Below are 16,980 nucleotides of genomic sequence, written 5' to 3'. Positions count from 1 at the left end.
GTGCCTGCTTGTAATACTTATGTTGCTGCCACTATAACACGATGTTAGTCTTTGGCAATCAAGACGCTTAGACGTCTATATCATATAATTATTCCTGGCAGACAGAGGGTAAAGGAACATGACAGACAACCTGCAACTCACACACCTTGTTGACGCCTGCCGCTGGATTGGGGCAAAAGGCTGGGCTCCGGCAACCGGCGGCAACATGTCCGTTCGCCATGATCATGAACTTTGCTGGCTGAGTGAATCAGGTAAAGACAAAGGCAGTCTTACCACAGATGATTTCCTGCAAGTGGAGATCGCCACTAACCGTGCGCCATCGGGGCGTAAACCTTCGGCAGAAACCGGGCTACATACATTAATCTATCGCCTGTTTCCGCAGGCTAATGCCGTGCTGCATGTCCATACCGTAAACGCCACAGTCTTGTCGCGTCTGGTGAAAGCGCCCGAGCTGCACATCAGCGGTTTTGAAATGCAAAAATCCCTCAGCGGCCAGACCACGCATCTGGATACCGTTGTCATCCCGGTATTCGATAATGACCAGGATATTGACGCCCTCGCCTCACGAATCGCCCATTACGCACAAGAACGTATGCTTAATTATGGTTTTCTTCTTCGCGGTCATGGCTTAACCTGCTGGGGACGTGACGTGGCAGAAGCCCGCCGCCATCTGGAAGGCCTTGAATTCTTATTTGAATGCGAAATGCGTTTACGACAACTGGAGAGAGTATGATTCGCGCGATTGTGACGGATATTGAAGGGACGACCAGCGATATCCGTTTTGTCCATAATGTTTTGTTCCCCTATGCGCGTGAGCGTCTGGCGGCCTTTGTGACCGCTCAGCAGTACGCCGAGCCGGTCAAATCCATTCTGGACAACCTGCGTGATGAAATCAGCAACCCGCACGCCAGCGCCAGCGAACTGACCGAAGCGCTGTTTGCGTTTATGGATGAAGACCGTAAATCGACGGCGCTGAAAGCCCTTCAGGGCATCATCTGGCATGACGGCTACGTGAATGGCGACTTTACCGGCCATCTCTACCCTGACGTGTTGCCTGCGCTGGAAAAATGGAAAGCGCAAGGCATTGATCTGTATGTTTATTCCTCAGGTTCGGTTGCTGCGCAGAAACTGTTATTTGGCTACAGCGACGAAGGTGATATTACTCATCTGTTCAGCGGCTATTTTGATACCCACATTGGTGCCAAACGAGAAGTGCAGTCATATCAGAATATTGCGGCGCAAACGGGCATTGCCCCGTCGCAGATCCTGTTCCTGTCGGATATTCATCAGGAGCTGGACGCCGCCGAACAGGCAGGTTTTCGTACCCTGCAACTGATTCGTGGTGATGATGATGGCGCAAGCCACCACCATCAGGTTCACCAGTTTGACGAGATTAACCCGGAGCAGATCCCTTCATGAGCGCATTAACCATTTATTCTGATAAAGACGCGAGCGAATACCTTTGGCACAGCACCGATGCCGACGAGATCGCTCAACAGCTCAACGCGAAAGGCGTGCGTTTTGAACGCTGGGTCGCCGACCGTGATTTAGGCCGCGATCCTGCGCCGGAAACGGTGATCAACGCCTATCAGCACGCGATCGACAAACTGGTGGCCGAGAAAGGTTATCAGAGCTGGGATGTGATCAGCCTGCGCGCCGATAACCCGCAAAAAGAAGCGCTACGCGCGAAGTTCCTGAACGAGCACACCCACGGTGAAGACGAAGTGCGATTCTTTGTTGAAGGTGCCGGGCTGTTTTGCCTGCACATTGGCAACGAGGTATATCAGGTGCTGTGCGAGAAAAACGATCTGATTTCTGTGCCGGCAGGCACGCCGCACTGGTTTGATATGGGTTCAGAGCCGAACTTTACGGCGATCCGTATTTTCGATAACCCGGAAGGCTGGGTGGCGAAGTTTACCGGTGATGATATTGCGGATGGGTATCCGAAACTCGCGTAATGCTTAAGCTCCCTCTTTGAGTGCTCCCCACAAAAGATACGAGCACGTACGGCTCCCTCTCCCTGTGGGAGAGGGTTGGGGTGAGCGGGAACATACAGCTCAGGTGGTCATTCCGTTCACTTTACGTTCCTTGCTACTCTGTCACCCCATAACACGTGAACGTGCCAGGGTGGCTCACCGCCACCACCCTGGCGACCCGGGCTCCCGGCAAGAAAATCGCCGCTTCGCGGTGACCCTCAGCTTATTCCTTCCGGCTTTCGGGTCGGGCGCGATGAAGCGTCCATGCAAGTCGCGCCCTCTCGGCGCATCCATGCGCCTCGCCCCGGCCTACAGGAAACGCTTCGGCAATTTTCAGCCGGACCATGGCGCCGCGGTAAGTCTTTTATTTCAATGGCGTAATGTCATCGCTGAATAAAGACAAACATTACTGGGGATCTCTCAGCTCTGTGTGAGAGGGGGTCTAAGAGATTTCACATACTCAACCAGCTGATCCAGCACAATCCCCCACCCTTCGTGGAAGCCCATCTGTTCATGCTGTTCACGGATTTCCGCCGTTGGATGACGTGCAATCGCGGTGTAGCGGGTTTTGCCTTCTCCTGCATCTTCCAGCAGCAGAATTGCTGTCATAAAAGGTTTTTCAGCCGGTTTCCAGTCTTCGGTATAGCCATCGGTAAAGACCAGTTTCCTGCCCGGGTCAATCTCCAGAAAGACGCCCTTGTTGTCCATCCGTTGTCCATCCACCTCAAAGACGGTGTTAAACCGCCCACCCACGCGCAGGTCGAGGTCGCATTCGGTCACTTTATGAGGGACGGGGATGAAGAAGTTTTTGATATGTTCCGGTGTGGTCCAGCAGAGCCACAGCAGATCGCGTGGCGCATCCACCACGCGTTCCAGTTTTAGGTCAGTATCAGGATCAAGAGTCACGTTACGGTCCTCTTTAAGGTAAACCCTTAAAGAATAGTCCGGCTCAGGCAAATTTCCCCTTTGCCACGTCCTCTGGTATCACTACGCCGGTATCCAGCACCCACCCACTGATAAGCGACGCAGGTGTGACGTCAAACGCCGGATTGTAAACCTGCGCATTTTCCGGTGCCCACTGCACTGCGCCGAAGCTGCCCGCCACACCTGTCACTTCGCTGGCAGCGCGTTGTTCAATTGGGATCGCTTCACCGTTCGGGCAATCCGGGTCGAGCGTGGTTTGCGGGGCAGCCACGTAGAACGGAATACCGTGGAATTTCGCCAGTACCGCCAGCGAGTAAGTGCCAATTTTATTCGCCACGTCGCCGTTAGCAGCAATGCGGTCTGCACCGACCCACACGGCGTCCACCTGCCCTTTTGCCATCAGGCTGGCGGCCATTGAATCGGTAATCAGCTGATACGGCACACCCAGCTCACCCAGCTCCCATGCGGTCAGTCTACCGCCCTGCAACAGAGGGCGCGTTTCGTCCACCCACACGTTGCTGACATTGCCTTCCTGATGAGCACGAGCAATCACCCCAAGCGCCGTACCGACCCCAGCCGTTGCCAGCCCGCCGGTGTTGCAGTGGGTCAGCAGACGGCTGCCGGGCTTCACCAGCGCGCTACCGGCTTTCGCAATGGCGTCGCAAAGCTGTTTATCTTCGTCAATCAGGCGCAGCGCTTCCGCCACCAGCGCCGGAACGAAATCTTCCTGCCACAGCGCCAGCTTCATGCGGTCGAGGTTATTCATCAGGTTAACCGCCGTCGGGCGGGAGGCACGCAACGTCTCCAGCGCCAGAGCCAACTCGTCACGACTTTTGCCGTTTTCAGCCAGCAGGGCCAGCAACAGGCTTGCAGAAAGCCCAATCAGCGGTGCGCCACGCACGCGCAGGGCGTGGATATGCCCCACCAGCGCCTCGGTGGTGGAAGCATCCAGCCAGCGTTTCTCCTGCGGAAGCGCCTGCTGATCGAGAATAAATAGCTGATTTTCCGCCACCCGCAGGCTGGTCGTCTGTAATGTCTGCATGTCGTTAATTCTCTGTTGCGTTGATGTATCACATTGTGTCAGGATGAAATCCAGATGTATAGACGTCTAAATGTCTTTATTACCAAAATCAGTGAGGAACAGGCAATGTCGCAATACCGTACCTTTACCGCCCAGGACGCCGTGGAGTATGCAAAGCAGTTTGGCGGCCTTGATAACCCATCATCACTGGTGGATGCGCAGGAAGTGGGCGACGGCAACCTCAATCTGGTTTTCAAAATTTTCGATACGCAGGGCGTGAGCCGCATTATCGTGAAACAAGCCCTGCCTTACGTCCGCTGTGTTGGCGAGTCCTGGCCGCTAACGCTGGACCGCGCCCGTCTGGAGGCGCAAACCCTGGTTGAGCATTACCAGCATAGCCCGCAGCACACCGTTAAAATTCACCACTTCGACCCGGAGCTGGCGGTGATGGTGATGGAAGATCTCTCCAGCCATAACATCTGGCGCGGCGAGCTGATTAAAAACACCTTCTACCCGCAGGCCGCGCGCCAGCTGGGGGAATATCTCGCCCACACGCTGTTCCACACCAGCGACTTTTATCTGCACCCGCACGATAAAAAAGCGCAGGTAGCGAAGTTCATTAACCCGGAGATGTGCGAGATCACCGAAGATCTGTTCTTCAACGATCCGTACCAGATCCACGAGCGCAACAACTACCCTACTGCGCTGGAAAACGACGTGGCCGCCCTGCGTGACGACGCCCAGTTAAAGATCGCGGTGGCCTCACTCAAGCACCGTTTCTTCTCCCAGGCCGAAGCCTTGCTGCACGGTGATATCCATAGCGGCTCTATTTTCGTGGCTGAGGGTAGCCTGAAAGCTATCGATGCGGAATTTGGCTATTACGGCCCGATCGGTTTCGACGTGGGTACGGCCATCGGCAATCTGCTGCTGAACTTCTGCGGCTTGCCAGGCCATCTGGGCATTCGTGATGCCGCCGCCGCCCGTGAACAGCGCCTTACCGATATTCAGGAATTGTGGAGTACGTTCGCAGAACGCTTCCAGGCGCTGGCACATGAGAAAACGCGCGATGCCGCGCTGAGCGCACCAGGCTATGCTTCTGAGTTCCTGAAAAAAGTGTGGAAAGATGCCATCGGCTTCTGCGGCACCGAACTGATTCGCCGCAGCGTGGGGCTTTCGCACGTGGCCGATATCGACACCATTCAGGATGAAGCCATGCGCCACGAATGTCTGCGTCATGCCATTACGCTAGGCAGAGCATTGATTGTGATTGCTGACCGCATCGACAACGTGGAAGAGCTGGTGGCACGAGTGCGTCAGTACAGCTGATTACTTTTGCCGGGTGGCAGCTTCGCCTTAGGTTTCCTCCCTCTCCCCGTGGGAGAGGGTCGGGGTGAGGGCATCAAACCGCACTCATCCCAAATACTCAATCACCGACAACCCGCCGTTATAATCCGTGCTGTAGATAATCCCCTGGGTGTCCACAAACACATCGCACGACTGGATCACCTGCGGGCGATTCGGACGCGTATCCATCATCTTTGCCGGTGCCGCAGGAACAAGGGCACCTGTTTCAACCGGGCGATACGGATTAGAAATGTCATACGCCCGCACGCCCGCATTCTGATAGGTGGCGAAAATCAGCGTTGAACTGACGAAGCTGCCCGGCCGGTTTTCATGCAGGTTATGCGGGCCGAAATGCGCCCCTTTCGCCACGTAGTCAATTTCATCCGGCTGCGGGAAGGTCGAAATACTCACCGGATTCGACGGCTCGCGAATATCAAACAGCCAGATCAACTTTTCACCATCTTGCTGGTTATCAAGCACCGCTTCGTCCAGCACCACCAGCAGATCGCGATCCGGTAAAGGCAGTGCGGTGTGGGTACCACCACCAAATGGCGGGCTCCAGTTTCGATGGCTAATCAGCTTCGGCTGGGTTCTGTCTTTCACATCCAGCAGCGTCAGACCGCCATCGCGCCAGCTGCCGTAGGCAGTGTCTCCGGCGATAATCGCGTGGTGCAGCGCGTAACGTTTACCTTCTGGCCAGTTGGGTTGCTCACCATCTGCCTGGTTCATCCCCGGCAGCCACCAGCGCCCCGCCACTTCGGGCTTGCGCGGATCGGCCAGGTCAATGGTCAGGAAGATGTAATCGGTGAAACCGTCGATCAGCGCTGACACGTACGCCCAGCGTCCACCCACATACCAGATACGGTGAATACCGATGCCGTTCAGCGACAAAAAGCCGATTTCACGTGGTTTATCCGGCGTGGAGATATCAAACACCCGCAGCCCGGCGCTCCAGCCTTTATCCTGCACATCGCTGACGGTTTCCCCCACCTGGCGGGTGTAGTAGACCTTTTCATCCGCGAAACGGGCATCGGCAAACAGATCCCGGGCGTTGATCACCAGCAACAGGTCGTCATGCGCCTGCAAATGCACATTCCAGGTGCCTGGCGGCGCAGGCACATAGCCTGCCGCTTTTGGATTTTTCGGGTCGCGTACGTCCACAATCGAAAACCCCTGCGACACCATATGGCCAACATACGCAAAACCGCGATGCACCATCAGCTGCACGCCGTCCGGGCGACCACCCTGGTCGCTATGGCCAATCAGCCGCATATTGCGGCTGTACTCTGGAGGCGGTAATTGGGTCACCATGAGCTCCTTTTGGTTTTCTCCCTCTCCCTGTGGGAGAGGGATGGGGTGAGGGCATCAGGCGCACCTGACGCCACCGGGCATTATTTTGCCTTCGCTTCCAGCGTCGCAAACCACGGCGCGATAAAATCTTCGGTCTGGCCCCAACCCGGGATAATTTTGCCCAGTGACGCCACATTCACCGCACCTGGCTGCGCGGTCAGCAGCGCCTGCGGGATCGCCGCGGCTTTGAAATCGTATGTTGCAGGCGTGGTCTCACCGGCAATCTTGTTGGCAATCAGACGCACGTTTGTCGCGCCAATCAGCTTCGGATCGACGGCCACGCTCACTTTCCACGGGCTACCGGATTCACGCATCAGCTGCAAATCCTGGTTAGAAATGTCGATGCTGTAGAGTTTGATTTCGGTACGACCATTCTCTTTCAGAGCCTTATACGCGCCCTGGCTGAACGCGTCCCAGGTTCCCCAGATGGCGTCGATTTTGCCTTTCGGGTATTTCGCCAGGATCGCACCCACTTTATTCGCCGTGTCGCCCTGCACGTCAGAAGACACTGCGCCGATGGATTCCAGCTCTTTGATATCCGGATACTGCTTTTGCAGCTCTTTATACGCGGCCTGGCGGCGCTCCATCGGCGGGAAGCCTGCCACCCACAGCTTGACGATGTTCGCCTTGCCGTTGAAATCTTTCGCCAGCTGGCCGAAAGAGAGATTGGTCAGAGAAGCGTCATCCTGCTGGGTGACGGTCACGCCAGGGATCTCACCGTTAACGGCAGTATCAAACACCGAAACTTTAATTCCGGCATCCACTGCTTTCTTCACCAGCGCAGTCGAATACGGATCGCGACCCTGAGAGAGGATAATCCCGTCATACTTCTGGCTAATCGCCTGGTTCACGAAGTCCTGGAATTTGGCGTCATCACCGTTGCTTAAAAAGGTGCTGACCTTAAAGCCGAGCTTTTTCCCTTCCTGAATGGCACCGGCGACAAACTGAGTGGTGTTGTCGTCAGAGCCGAGGTTACGGATCACGGCAATACGGATTGGGCCTTCGTGGCTTGCAATGGCTGCCGGAACTGGCGCTGGCGTGGCCGCATAGCCTGGCAATGCAGTCAATAACCCTAATGCCACCAAAGAGAGTGCGATTTTTTTCATCTGTTATCCCGTTGTGTTGTTATAAGTCGTTAGCGTTTTTGTATGTAAGTAATCGCCAGTGCCACTGCGAGCACCAGCCCTTTTATAATGTCCATGGCGTAGTACGGCACCGAGAGCATCACCAGGCCATTCGACAGCACGCCGAGGATCACCGCCCCGACCAGCGTACCGAGTGCGTTCGATTTACCAGAGCCTGCCAGCGAGAAACCGATCCACGCGGCTGCCACCGCATCCATCAGGTAGCCCCCACCTGCATTCACCTGCGATGAGCCAATACGCGAGGCCAGCAAAATACCGCCGAGTCCGGCCAGCAAAGAGGCAATCACGTAGGCCGCCACCTTGTAGCGCGTGGTGCGGATGCCCGACAGGCGTGCCGCTTCCGGGTTGCCGCCAATGGCGTACATGCGGCGTCCGTGGGTGGTCAGCGACAGCCCCAGTTGAGCCAGAATGGTGACCACCAGCATGATGATGACAATAGTCGGCACTTGCCCCAGCAGGCTGAACGCCGCCGGAATAGTCCCTTCCGCCATGTCGCCGCTTGGCAGCACCATGTTTTCAGTAATCGACCCGCCATAGCTGTAGGTCATCGCCACCCCCTGGATCACAAACAAACTGGCAAGCGTTGCCAGCATGTCCGGAATACGCAGGATGACAATCAGGAAGGCATTGAACAGCCCGACCAGGGTACAGAGTGCAAGCGTGATCAGAATCGACTCGGTGGTGCCAAAGCCGTGCCAGACGAACAGCGAAATGACCAGCGCGTTAGCCAGCGATGCGGTCGAGCCTACCGAGAGATCAAACCCGCCGATGGTTAGCGAAATCGACACCCCGATGGCGATGACCGTCACGATGGCGATGGAGCGCAGAATATTGATGATGTTGTTGGGATCGAGGAAGTTGTCCGATGCCAGGCCAAAAACGGCCACCAGCGCGACGACAGTCAGCAACATGCCCCATTTATAAAGAAAATCAAAAATTTGCTGACGGCCAGACGCCGCCGCAGTCACTGAAAGGGCCTTGCTCACGACGCCGTTCCTCCGGTTGAATAATAAAGTAATGTCTCTTCTCGGGCCTCGGCCCCGGCGATCTCCGCCACAACGCGACCATCCCACAACACGCAGATGCGATCGCATAATCCCACCAGTTCGGCAAACTCGCCTGAGGCGTAAATCACCCCTTTACCCTCACGCGCCAGCCCATCAATGAGCTGGAACAGATCGGTTTTGGCTTTCACGTCCACGCCTTTGGTGGGTTCATCAAAAATCAGTACGCTGGCATCGTTGCGCAGCCATTTGCCGATGGCGACTTTCTGCTGGTTACCGCCGGAAAGACGACGCAACACCTGACCCGGCCCACGCGCCCGAACGCCCACGCGGGCAATTACCTCTTCCGCCCAGCGCCACGCCTGGCGATGACCAAACAGGCTCCAGCGTGAAAACGAGTTATCCGCCGTCACGGCCAGGTTCATGCTTACCGGTTCATCAATAAAAATGCCCTCTTTACGCCGCTCTTCCGGCACCAGCGCCAGACCACGCTGCACCGAATCCGCCGGGCTGCGCGGCTGCCAGGGCTGATGATTCAGTTCACCACGCGTCACGCGGCTTTTGCTGGCTCCAAAAAGCGCTTTGCAGAGTTCGGTTTTCCCCGCCCCCGCCAGGCCCGCAATGCCAAGGATTTCTCCCTTACGCAAATGCAGGGAGATATCTTTCAGCAGCGCTTCATCGTGCAATCCTTCAACCCGCAGCAGCGTTTCCTCGCTGTGCGGAGGGCGCGCTGGCGGGTAGATATCGCTCAGCTCGTGGCCAAGCATTTTCTCGACTATTTCCTCGCCGCTGAGCATCGCCATCGGGCCCGACTCAATCAGCTTGCCGTCGCGCAGCACCGTTAAGGTGTCGCAGATGGCTTTCAGTTCGTGAATACGGTGGGAGATAAACACCACGCCAATACCCTGCTGTTGCAGGCGTTTGACCACTGTGAACAGGCGCTCGCTTTCATGGGTATCCAGCGGGGCGGTGGGTTCGTCGAGGATCAAAAAACGGCAGTGGTGCGACAGCGCCCGCGCCAGCAAAATTTGCTGTTTTTCGGCAAGGGTGCAGCTGTCGATAGAGCGGCGCACATCCAGCGTCACATCCAGCTGCGCCAGTGCCTGGCGTGCCTGCTGGCGAATTGCGCGCCAGTTGTAGCCATGTCCCGGCTGCGCCAGCTGATCGAGCATAATGTTTTCAGCAATGCTTAAGCCCGGGATCAGCGCCACATCTACTTCCTGCTGCACCAGATGGATGCCCAGCTGTTTGGCATCGAGCGGCTCGCGGATTGTCACCGGCTGGTTGTTTATGCAGATCTCGCCTTCATAATGATCGTGCGTCCCGCACAGCACCGCCATCAGCGTCGATTTTCCTGCACCATTAGCACCGGTCAGCGCGTGTACGGTTCCGCCGATCAGCGTGAAATCCACGCGCGACAGCGCCTGAAAGCCAGAAAAGGCCAGGCTGATACCGCGCATCTCAAGGCGACTGGAAACCATCCGCGTTAAATCCTTCATTAATATTTTGATTTATTGAATTTTTCACAGCTCCGGTTGACTGACAACGACAGAAAAGGCATAAGATAAAGCAAAATATTATTAGCCATCTGGATGTCCAGACATAACATCAAGTTAGCGCTTCCTAAAATTAAGGACAACACCATGAGTAATACCGATATCCGCGTCGTTTCCGGCCCTGCAAACTACTTCTCTCATCCAGGAAGCCTTGCGCATCTGAATGATTTCTTTACCCCTGAGCAGCTTTCCCGTGCGGTGTGGATTTACGGCGAACGCGCCATCGAGGGTGCCCTTCCTTTCCTGCCAGAGAGCTTTAACACCGCGGGTGCAAAGCATCTGTTATTTAAAGGCCACTGTAGCGAGCGGGATGTTACCCATCTGGTGAATGATGCCGGTGAAGACCGAAGCGTGGTGATTGGCGTTGGCGGCGGGGCATTGCTCGATACCGCCAAAGCCGTGGCACGCCGTCTGGGTGTGCCGGTGGTGGCGATCCCGACCATTGCCGCCACCTGCGCGGCCTGGACGCCGCTTTCCGTCTGGTATAACGATGCGGGCCAGGCGTTGCAGTTCGAAATCTTCGATGATGCCAACTTCCTGGTGCTGGTGGAGCCGCAAATCATCCTGAATGCCCCTGCGGAATACCTGCTGGCGGGCATCGGCGATACGCTCGCGAAATGGTACGAAGCAGTCGTACTGGCTCCACAGCCGGAAAACCTGCCGCTGACCGTACGTCTGGGGATCAACGGCGCGCTGGCAATCCGTGATGTGCTGCTGGAACGCAGTGAAGAGGCGCTGGCTGACCAGCAGCGTGGCGAAGAGACGCAGGCATTCCGCGACGTGGTGGATGCCATTATCGCCGGTGGCGGCATGGTGGGCGGTCTGGGCGAACGCTATACCCGGGTGGCGGCCGCTCATGCAGTACATAACGGGTTAACCGTGTTGCCACAAACCGAAAAATATCTCCACGGCACCAAAGTGGCGTACGGCATTCTGGTGCAAAGCGCCCTGCTCGGCCAGGACGATGTGCTGGCGCAACTGGTGGCCGCATATCAGCGCTTTAACCTGCCGACTACGTTGCGTGAGCTGGACGTCGATATCAACAATCGCAGCGACCTGGACAAGGTGATTACCCACACCCTGCGTCCGGTGGAGTCGATTCACTATTTACCGGTTACTCTCACGCCTGAAATTCTGCGCGCTGCGTTTGAGAAGGTGGAATCCTTCAACCGCTAATCAGCCGAAGCGTCTATACCTAATGATGATTCTCACCACTCCCACAACGAGGTCATCATGCAGATCGATTTAACAGGTAAGAAGGCGTTGGTCACCGGCGCCAGCCGTGGATTGGGTCGTGCTATTGCACTGTCGCTGGCGCGCGCCGGTGCCGATGTGGTTATTACGTATGAAAAATCCGCTGATAAAGCCCAGGCCGTCGCCAGTGAGATAAAGGCGCTTGGGCGGCACTGCGAGGCAATTCAGGCCGACAGCGCCAGCGCCGAGGCCATTCAGGAAGCCGTGAGTCACGCAGCGCGTACCCTTGGAGGCCTGGATATCCTGGTCAACAACGCCGGGATTGCACGCGGCGGCCCGCTGGAAGCCCTGACGATTGCAGATATTGACGCGATGATTAACGTCAACATCCGTGGCGTGGTGCTTACCACCCAGGAAGCGCTGGTGCATATGTCCGACGGCGGACGCATTATCAATATCGGCAGTTGCCTCGCTAACCGCGTGGCAATGCCCGGTATCGCCGTTTACGCCATGACCAAATCTGCCCTCAATTCCTTCACCCGGGGGCTGGCCCGCGATCTGGGGCCGCGCGGTATTACCGTTAATCTGGTGCATCCCGGCCCAACCAACAGCGATATGAACCCGGAAGACGGCGAACAGGCTGAAGCCCAGCGTCAGATGATTGCCGTGGGTCATTATGGTCAGCCAGACGATATCGCCGCTGCCGTCACCTTCCTGGCCAGTCCTGCCGCCGGGCAAATTTCCGGCACCGGTCTGGACGTGGATGGCGGTCTGAACGCCTGATCGCATTTTTCATGTACACCTCTGTCGCCCGGCAGAGGTGTTTTCGAGCTGCCTCGACGGTTTACATTTTGCCTGTTTCTCGCGCTTTTTGTCCGTTCTACAGTGCCCTATAGGAAATTCGGAATTTATCTAATAGTCTTATTATTTCCTTATATTTTGTGTGGGCGTACAGTGGAGGTACGGATGAAGATTGTCTGGTCTAATGGTGCAAAAAAGGCTTTTTCCAGAATTGACGAGCGGTATCAGCGCCGCATTGAGGTAAAGCTTACCGAACTGGATGACCGCTCGGCTCCCCGGCCCGATATCAAAAAAATATCGACAACAGAAAATCATTTCCGGCTTCGCGTTGGCGATTACCGCATCATCTATACGCTTCGGGACGATCCCGATGACCATTGTTATGTTCTGGCCATCAAGCGCAGAACATCAACAACTTACCTGCACGAGGAGAAAGCCACCTATGGCTGTTCAGCTAATTAAGGACGATAACGGAAAAACGCAGTACGTGGTTATTCCTTATCACGAATACTTCCGCATGTGCTTGCAGATGGCTGAGATTGATGACGAAACCGACGACGATCTGGAGGATATTGAAGTCGAACACGATAGTCTGGATGACGTTGAATTGCCCGGTGAAGTGTGCAGCATCATGACCTGGCAGAACGTCAGCCTGCAGGCTGCATGGCGCATCCATTGCGGGTTATCACAGCAGGAGGTGGCGGAGAAACTCGGCATAAGCCAGTCCGCAGTGTCGCAGCTTGAGGCCATTGACTCTCGCCCGCAAAAACGTACCCGTGAAAAACTGGCGGCGATCTACGGCTGTAAGCAGGAACAGATAAGCCTCTATTTACCGAAAGAGGGTTAACAACACTTCGCGCCGCCCTTACCACCGTAACGGGCATCCTGGCGATCGCGGAAAAATTCTTCGTAGGTCATCGGCGTCTGGTCGGGATGATTGACGCGCATATGCTCGACGTAGTTATCGTAATCTGGCACGCCAATCATCATTTTGGCGGCCTGGCCTAAGTATTTGCCTGCTTTAGAGAGGGTGTCGAACATAGTCAGTTTCTCGTTTTTGTCCCCTCTCCCCGTTGGGGAGAGGGTTAGGGTGAGGGGGATCAATGCGCCCCTTTCGCCTGGGTCACAATCTCTTCCAGGTTTTCTGGCATTGGCTCGTACGGTGTCTCTTTTGCCGTCGGCTTGTCTTCTTTCAGCGCCGCCAGCGCGGTTTTAAGAGAATACAACGCCAGCACCACGACCACCACCATAAAGAAGATGGTCAACCCGGCATCCAGACGGTTGTTAAACACCAACTGCGACAGCTGTGACTCCGTATATTGTGCCGGGATCTTACCGCTGTCGATCATCGCCTGGAACTTGTTGGCGATCGCCAGGAAGCCCACTTTGTTATCCGGGCTGAAGGCTTTCTGCCAGCCCGCGGTCAGCGTACAGATCAGCAGCCACGCGGTTGGCAGTAACGCCACCCAGGCGTAACGCTGCCGCTTCATCTTGAACAGCACTACCGCACAGAGCATCAGCGCCATCCCGGCGAGCATCTGGTTGGCAATACCAAACAGCGGCCACAGGGTGTTAATTCCGCCCAGCGGATCCACCACCCCCTGATGCAGGAAATAACCCCACGCCAGGACACACAGCGCCGTTGCCAGCAGGTTGGCAGGTAACGAATCTGTCCGTTTCAGGTTCGGGGAGATAACGCCCAGCAGATCCTGCAACATAAAGCGTGCCGCACGTGTACCCGCGTCCACCGCCGTCAGGATAAACAGGGCTTCAAACAGAATGGCGAAGTGATACCAGAACGACACATCCATCAGCCCGCCAAGCGCACCATGCAGAATGTACGCCATCCCGACCGCCAGCGTAGGCGCACCACCCGCACGTGAAATAATCGACTGCTCGCCCACTTCATTAGCAATACTGGTCAGCGTATCTGGCGTAATGGCAAAGCCCCAGCCGCTCACCACCTGCGCGGCAGATGCCACCACGTCAACGGTTCCGGCTGGAGCCAGCACTGCCATCGGGCTGTTCATCGCAAAGTACACGCCCGGGTCGATAATACAGGCAGATACCAGCGCCATAATCGCCACGAAGGATTCCATCAGCATCCCGCCGTAACCAATCAGGCAGGCCTGATTTTCATTGGCGAGCATTTTCGGTGTGGTACCCGAGGCAATCAGCGCGTGGAAGCCAGACACCGCACCACAGGCGATGGTAATAAACAGGAACGGGAACAGGTTGCCGGTCCAGACCGGGCCAGTACCATCAATAAATTTGGTCAACGCAGGCATGGTCAGCGTCGGGCGCATAATCAGAATGCCGATAGCCAGCCCAACAATGGTGCCGATTTTCAGGAAGGTCGAGAGGTAATCACGCGGGGCCAGCAGCAGCCACACGGGCAGAACTGCCGCCACAAAGCCGTAGCCCACCAGCATCCAGGTCAGCTGCACGCCGGTAAAGTCGAAGAACGGCGCCCAGGTCGGGCTTTCCGCCACCCAGCCACCAGAGATAATGGCGAACACCAGGAACACCAGGCCAATCACCGACACCTCGCCAATACGCCCCGGGCGCAGATAGCGGATGTAAATGCCCATAAACAGCGCCAGCGGAATGGTAAAGGCGACGGTATACGTCCCCCACGGGCTGTGGGTCAGCGCTTTCACCACAATCATTGCCAGCACCGCCAGAATGATCACCATAATCATAAAGGTCGCCACCAGTGCAATCACCCCGGCGGTGGCACCCATCTCCTCTTTCACCAGTTCACCCAGCGACCGCCCGTCGCGGCGGGTAGAGACGAACAACACCATAAAGTCCTGCACCGCCCCTGCCAGCACAACGCCCGCCAGGATCCAAATCATCCCCGGCAAATACCCCATCTGAGCGGCCAGCACCGGCCCCACCAGCGGGCCTGCCCCGGCAATAGCGGCAAAGTGGTGGCCGAACAACACTTTCTTATCGGTGGGAACATAGTCCAGCCCGTCATTATGACGGACCGCGGGTGTCATGCGCGTGGCGTCAACCGCCAGCACATTTTTGGCGATATAGCGGCCATAAAAACGATACGCGATCAGATAAATGCAGACGGAGGCGACAACTATCCAGAGCGCATTGATCTGTTCCCCCCGGTTGAGGGCGATATAGCCCAGGGCAAATGCTCCCACAACGGAGAGCACTGCCCATGTAAGGTATTTCCCTGAGTTGTTCATAGTGGTTGTCCGTTGTTGTGAAACAGTGAGATGTTACATTTTGTTTCTAGAACAACGCCCAAAATTTAACAACTTTGAAACGCAATAATGTGTGGTCAAACCAGACATTTACATCACATTGTTAAGCCGATCACTTTCGCGCTGTCAGCGGTCACACTTTTGCCTTTTTCCTCCTGCCACCGCCTTACGGGATGATTTGCATCATCTTTTCAGGTCATAGCCTCGCCAGAATGAATCTGCGCATTCCGCGCATACAAGGAAAAGGATATGAACAGTTCACTACCTCAGGAACATAAGGTTGGGCCCGGCGCGTACTTTGCGCTGGCTTTCGCTGCCGTTTTCTTCTCCGGCCTGTTAGGCGGAAAGGAGTGGTACGGCGTCTTTGATTTCACCACTCTCAACGGGGCATTTGGCAAGGTGGTCAGCAAGGCCAGCCTGGACGATGGCACCCTGACGACCGCCAGCAGCGCCTTTCGCGGCACCGGCGGCAGCGGCGCGATGGACGGATTTCTGTTCGCGCTGGGGTTAATTCCGGCAGTGATGTTTGCCCTTGGGATGATCAACGTGCTGGAGCATTACGGCGCGCTGCGTGCCGCACGTAAGCTCTTAACTCCCCTGCTACGCCCTTTATTGGGTATCCCCGGCACTACCGGGCTGGCGCTGATTGGCAGCCTGCAAAGTACTGACGTGGGCGCATCTCTGACCCGCAACTTGTCCGACGAAGGGCAAATCAGCGAAAAAGAAAAAGACGTTTTTGCCATGTTCCAGTTCTCCGCCGGAGCAATGATCACCAACTTTTTCTCCTCCGGGGCGATCCTGTTTACGCTGATTGCCGTTGACGGTACGGCGGCGGTTCCGACCTCCATCGGTGCCTGTATTGCCGTAATGTTCATCATGAAGATTGTCGGCGCAAATCTGCTGCGCCTGATCCTGACGTTTACGGGCAAAGAAGCCCTGGTGCAGCAACCGGCAAAAGGAGACACCGTATGAGTGCCCCACAATCTAACCCCGTTATCACCGATGTGTTTGTCGAAGGCGCGCGTAAAGGCTGGAGCATTGCCACCAGCAGCACCCTGCCCAACGTAGTGATGGCCTTTATCATCATTAAAGCGCTTGAAATCACCGGCGCGCTAAAAGGGCTGGGCATGATCTTCGCTCCGCTGATGGGTCTTTTTGGTCTGCCAGGTGAGGCTGCGGCCGTGCTGATTGGCGGCTGGATGTCGATGGGCGGCGGTATTGGCGTAGCCATTGGCTTGTTTGATAAAGGCATTATCAGCGGGGAGCACCTGGCGATCCTCGCTCCCGCCATCTACCTGATGGGGTCGCAGGTGCAGTATCTCGGCCGCATTTTGGGGGTCATCGGCACCCGCGCCAAACGTATTCCGCTGATGATTGCCATTTCGGTCATCAACGCTTTTTTAGCCATGCTGCTGATGCGCATTATTCTCTGAACAGGACA

The 16,980-nt window shown here is 56.1% G+C and carries 18 protein-coding genes; 10 read left to right on the top strand and 8 right to left on the bottom strand.

Going from position 1 to position 16,980, the window contains the following annotated elements:
- Positions 1-118: 118 nt before the first annotated feature.
- Genes F3J30_RS11745 through F3J30_RS11735 form a run of 3 tightly spaced genes read left to right on the top strand, consistent with a single transcriptional unit; the run spans position 119 to position 1,958 of the window.
- On the top strand, positions 119-733 hold the full coding sequence (locus tag F3J30_RS11745; protein ID WP_166717365.1) for a methylthioribulose 1-phosphate dehydratase: 615 nt from the start codon (positions 119-121) through the stop codon (positions 731-733).
- Entirely contained in the window at positions 730-1,419 is a 690-nt protein-coding gene (gene mtnC / locus F3J30_RS11740) for an acireductone synthase (protein ID WP_014069291.1), read from the top strand. The genes F3J30_RS11745 and mtnC overlap by 4 nt, the downstream gene beginning before the upstream one ends.
- Positions 1,416-1,958 carry an acireductone dioxygenase gene (locus F3J30_RS11735; protein WP_166717364.1) on the top strand — a complete coding sequence of 181 codons (543 nt, stop codon included), beginning with the start codon at positions 1,416-1,418 and terminating at the stop codon, positions 1,956-1,958. Before mtnC ends, F3J30_RS11735 begins: the two co-directional genes overlap by 4 nt.
- A 438-nt stretch (positions 1,959-2,396) precedes the next feature.
- Here F3J30_RS11735 and F3J30_RS11730 read toward each other — a convergent pair whose 3' ends face one another.
- Together F3J30_RS11730 and mtnA are read right to left on the bottom strand one after the other, a co-directional pair.
- Positions 2,397-2,882, bottom strand: coding sequence for an SRPBCC family protein (locus F3J30_RS11730; RefSeq protein ID WP_166717363.1), 486 nt, complete (start codon positions 2,880-2,882; stop codon positions 2,397-2,399).
- A gap of 43 nt (positions 2,883-2,925) precedes the next feature.
- The gene (gene mtnA, locus F3J30_RS11725) at positions 2,926-3,942 is read right to left on the bottom strand and encodes an S-methyl-5-thioribose-1-phosphate isomerase (RefSeq protein ID WP_166717362.1); all 1,017 of its coding nucleotides are present in this window, start codon (positions 3,940-3,942) and stop codon (positions 2,926-2,928) included.
- Between the two features lie 105 nt (positions 3,943-4,047).
- Here mtnA and mtnK point away from each other — a divergent pair, with 105 nt between their 5' ends.
- On the top strand, positions 4,048-5,247 hold the full coding sequence (mtnK, locus tag F3J30_RS11720) for an S-methyl-5-thioribose kinase (RefSeq protein WP_166717476.1): 1,200 nt from the start codon (positions 4,048-4,050) through the stop codon (positions 5,245-5,247).
- Positions 5,248-5,331: 84 nt separating this feature from the next.
- Here the strand turns inward: mtnK and F3J30_RS11715 are convergent, their stop codons facing one another.
- From F3J30_RS11715 to F3J30_RS11700, 4 genes are all read right to left on the bottom strand, one after another.
- The gene (locus tag F3J30_RS11715) at positions 5,332-6,573 is read right to left on the bottom strand and encodes an LVIVD repeat-containing protein (protein WP_348771117.1); all 1,242 of its coding nucleotides are present in this window, start codon (positions 6,571-6,573) and stop codon (positions 5,332-5,334) included.
- Positions 6,574-6,656: 83 nt separating this feature from the next.
- The gene (locus F3J30_RS11710) at positions 6,657-7,721 is read right to left on the bottom strand and encodes a sugar ABC transporter substrate-binding protein (RefSeq protein WP_014069285.1); all 1,065 of its coding nucleotides are present in this window, start codon (positions 7,719-7,721) and stop codon (positions 6,657-6,659) included.
- Between the two features lie 29 nt (positions 7,722-7,750).
- Positions 7,751-8,746 (bottom strand): ABC transporter permease, encoded by a 996-nt coding sequence (locus tag F3J30_RS11705; protein WP_166717360.1) that lies wholly within the window; start codon positions 8,744-8,746, stop codon positions 7,751-7,753.
- Positions 8,743-10,245, bottom strand: a complete 1,503-nt coding sequence (locus F3J30_RS11700; protein ID WP_166717359.1) for a sugar ABC transporter ATP-binding protein — start codon at positions 10,243-10,245, stop codon at positions 8,743-8,745. Before F3J30_RS11700 ends, F3J30_RS11705 begins: the two co-directional genes overlap by 4 nt.
- A 162-nt stretch (positions 10,246-10,407) precedes the next feature.
- Here F3J30_RS11700 and F3J30_RS11695 point away from each other — a divergent pair, with 162 nt between their 5' ends.
- From F3J30_RS11695 to F3J30_RS11680, 4 genes are all read left to right on the top strand, one after another.
- Positions 10,408-11,496, top strand: coding sequence for an oxidoreductase (locus F3J30_RS11695; protein WP_166717358.1), 1,089 nt, complete (start codon positions 10,408-10,410; stop codon positions 11,494-11,496).
- A gap of 57 nt (positions 11,497-11,553) precedes the next feature.
- A complete protein-coding gene (locus F3J30_RS11690) occupies positions 11,554-12,297 on the top strand; it encodes a 3-oxoacyl-ACP reductase family protein (protein ID WP_166717357.1) in 744 nt (247 codons plus the stop codon).
- Between the two features lie 183 nt (positions 12,298-12,480).
- Positions 12,481-12,777: a type II toxin-antitoxin system RelE/ParE family toxin gene (locus tag F3J30_RS11685; RefSeq protein WP_166717356.1), complete on the top strand. Its 297-nt coding sequence runs from the start codon at positions 12,481-12,483 to the stop codon at positions 12,775-12,777.
- Complete coding sequence (locus tag F3J30_RS11680; RefSeq protein ID WP_014069279.1) at positions 12,758-13,162, top strand: helix-turn-helix transcriptional regulator; 405 nt, start codon at positions 12,758-12,760, stop codon at positions 13,160-13,162. The genes F3J30_RS11685 and F3J30_RS11680 overlap by 20 nt, the downstream gene beginning before the upstream one ends.
- Here F3J30_RS11680 and F3J30_RS11675 read toward each other — a convergent pair.
- Both F3J30_RS11675 and cstA read right to left on the bottom strand, forming a co-directional pair.
- Entirely contained in the window at positions 13,159-13,356 is a 198-nt protein-coding gene (locus F3J30_RS11675; protein ID WP_006809671.1) for a YbdD/YjiX family protein, read from the bottom strand. The two genes, F3J30_RS11680 and F3J30_RS11675, sit on opposite strands and share 4 nt — an antisense overlap.
- 59 nt (positions 13,357-13,415) lie before the next feature.
- Positions 13,416-15,521 (bottom strand): pyruvate/proton symporter CstA, encoded by a 2,106-nt coding sequence (cstA, locus tag F3J30_RS11670; RefSeq protein ID WP_166717355.1) that lies wholly within the window; start codon positions 15,519-15,521, stop codon positions 13,416-13,418.
- A gap of 267 nt (positions 15,522-15,788) precedes the next feature.
- Between cstA and F3J30_RS11665 the strand changes: the two genes are divergently transcribed.
- Positions 15,789-16,511, top strand: coding sequence for a nucleoside recognition domain-containing protein (locus F3J30_RS11665; protein WP_166717354.1), 723 nt, complete (start codon positions 15,789-15,791; stop codon positions 16,509-16,511).
- Positions 16,508-16,972: a YjiG family protein gene (locus tag F3J30_RS11660; protein ID WP_014069276.1), complete on the top strand. Its 465-nt coding sequence runs from the start codon at positions 16,508-16,510 to the stop codon at positions 16,970-16,972. The genes F3J30_RS11665 and F3J30_RS11660 overlap by 4 nt, the downstream gene beginning before the upstream one ends.
- The last annotated feature ends 8 nt before the right edge of the window (positions 16,973-16,980 follow it).

The organism is Enterobacter sp. Tr-810, from assembly GCF_011752765.1.
Classification (GTDB): domain Bacteria; phylum Pseudomonadota; class Gammaproteobacteria; order Enterobacterales; family Enterobacteriaceae; genus Enterobacter; species Enterobacter soli.
Note: the sequence above shows the minus strand (reverse complement) of the source record. Positions and strands in the feature narration are given on the sequence as shown.

Bases quoted from the DNA above. Each gene is read 5' to 3' on its own strand.
- F3J30_RS11745 (WP_166717365.1), top strand. From the start codon at position 119: ATGACAGACAACCTGCAACTCACACACCTTGTTGACGCCTGCCGCTGG.
- mtnC (WP_014069291.1), top strand. From the start codon at position 730: ATGATTCGCGCGATTGTGACGGATATTGAAGGGACGACCAGCGATATC.
- F3J30_RS11735 (WP_166717364.1), top strand. From the start codon at position 1,416: ATGAGCGCATTAACCATTTATTCTGATAAAGACGCGAGCGAATACCTT.
- mtnA (WP_166717362.1), bottom strand. From the start codon at position 3,942: ATGCAGACATTACAGACGACCAGCCTGCGGGTGGCGGAAAATCAGCTA.
- mtnK (WP_166717476.1), top strand. From the start codon at position 4,048: ATGTCGCAATACCGTACCTTTACCGCCCAGGACGCCGTGGAGTATGCA.
- F3J30_RS11710 (WP_014069285.1), bottom strand. From the start codon at position 7,721: ATGAAAAAAATCGCACTCTCTTTGGTGGCATTAGGGTTATTGACTGCA.
- F3J30_RS11700 (WP_166717359.1), bottom strand. From the start codon at position 10,245: ATGGTTTCCAGTCGCCTTGAGATGCGCGGTATCAGCCTGGCCTTTTCT.
- F3J30_RS11695 (WP_166717358.1), top strand. From the start codon at position 10,408: ATGAGTAATACCGATATCCGCGTCGTTTCCGGCCCTGCAAACTACTTC.
- F3J30_RS11690 (WP_166717357.1), top strand. From the start codon at position 11,554: ATGCAGATCGATTTAACAGGTAAGAAGGCGTTGGTCACCGGCGCCAGC.
- F3J30_RS11685 (WP_166717356.1), top strand. From the start codon at position 12,481: ATGAAGATTGTCTGGTCTAATGGTGCAAAAAAGGCTTTTTCCAGAATT.
- F3J30_RS11680 (WP_014069279.1), top strand. From the start codon at position 12,758: ATGGCTGTTCAGCTAATTAAGGACGATAACGGAAAAACGCAGTACGTG.
- F3J30_RS11675 (WP_006809671.1), bottom strand. From the start codon at position 13,356: ATGTTCGACACCCTCTCTAAAGCAGGCAAATACTTAGGCCAGGCCGCC.
- cstA (WP_166717355.1), bottom strand. From the start codon at position 15,521: ATGAACAACTCAGGGAAATACCTTACATGGGCAGTGCTCTCCGTTGTG.
- F3J30_RS11665 (WP_166717354.1), top strand. From the start codon at position 15,789: ATGAACAGTTCACTACCTCAGGAACATAAGGTTGGGCCCGGCGCGTAC.
- F3J30_RS11660 (WP_014069276.1), top strand. From the start codon at position 16,508: ATGAGTGCCCCACAATCTAACCCCGTTATCACCGATGTGTTTGTCGAA.